This is a genomic window from Rhodohalobacter sp. 8-1 (genome assembly GCF_038150125.1).
In the GTDB taxonomy this organism is placed as follows: domain Bacteria; phylum Bacteroidota; class Rhodothermia; order Balneolales; family Balneolaceae; genus SW132.
Window position 1 is genome coordinate 1 of the sequence record NZ_JBBVMF010000054.1, and the last position, 1,194, is coordinate 1,194.

General features: G+C 54.9%; 1 protein-coding gene. It reads right to left on the bottom strand.

What is annotated here, in order from left to right; genetic code table 11:
* Complete coding sequence (tuf, locus tag AABW11_RS19975) at window positions 1–1,188, bottom strand: elongation factor Tu (RefSeq protein ID WP_340107097.1); 1,188 nt, start codon at window positions 1,186–1,188, stop codon at window positions 1–3.
* Between the last annotated feature and the right edge of the window lie 6 nt (window positions 1,189–1,194).

Consider the following 1,194-nt stretch of genomic DNA (forward strand, 5'->3'; position numbering starts at 1 on the left):
TTAATCATTAATTTTGGTTACCACGCCTGCGCCTACTGTACGACCGCCCTCGCGAATCGCAAACCGCAAACCTGTTTCCATCGCTACCGGCTGTATCAACGATACATCCAGCTTTACGTTATCGCCCGGCATCACCATCTCTACCCCGTCCGGCAGCTGGCAGGCTCCCGTCACGTCGGTAGTCCGGAAATAAAACTGCGGACGATATCCTTTGAAGAACGGCGTGTGCCGGCCGCCTTCGTCTTTGCTCAGTACATATACTTCGCACTCAAACTCTTTGTGCGGGGTGATGCTGCCCGGCTTGCACAGTACCATACCGCGCTCGAGCTGCTCTTTGTTGATCCCGCGAAGCAAGATCCCTGCGTTATCGCCGGCTTCCCCGCGATCCAGCAGCCGGCGGAACATCTCAATGCCGGTAACCACACTCTTCATCGGATCTTCAACGATCCCTACAATTTCTACTTCGTCGTTCAGCTCAATCACGCCACGCTCAATACGTCCGGTGGCTACTGTTCCACGGCCTGTGATAGAGAACACATCCTCTACCGGCATCAGGAACGGTTTGTCCACGTCGCGCTCAGGCGTTGGGATGGTATCATCCACGGCGTCCATCAGCTCAACAATGGCTTTCTCATGCTCGTCTTCGCCATTCAGGGCGCCCAGGGCACTTCCCTGGATGACAGGGATATTGTCCCCGTCAAATTCGTAGGAGCTCAGCAGCTCGCGGACTTCAAGCTCAACAAGTTCCAGGAGCTCTTCATCATCCACAAGATCAACTTTGTTCATAAACACAACCAGCTGCGGCACGCCAACCTGGCGGGCAAGCAGGATATGCTCACGTGTTTGCGGCATCGGGCCGTCTGTGGCGGCTACCACCAAAATAGCACCGTCCATCTGCGCGGCGCCCGTTACCATGTTCTTCACATAGTCGGCGTGGCCCGGACAATCGACGTGGGCGTAGTGGCGGTCTTCAGTTTCATACTCCACGTGGGCGGTTGCGATCGTAATTCCACGCTCTCGCTCCTCAGGTGCATTATCAATATCTGCAAACTGCTTGGCAACACCGCCGTAGGTCTTCGCCATCACGGTTGTGATTGCTGCCGTTAAGGTTGTCTTCCCATGATCCACGTGACCGATCGTACCGATATTCACGTGTGGCTTGGTACGTTGAAATGTCTCCTTTGCCATGACTAT

What these genes read in the sequence shown, in the direction of transcription:
- tuf (WP_340107097.1), bottom strand. Translation starts at nt 1,188, where the DNA reads ATGGCAAAGGAGACATTTCAACGTACCAAGCCACACGTGAATATCGGT.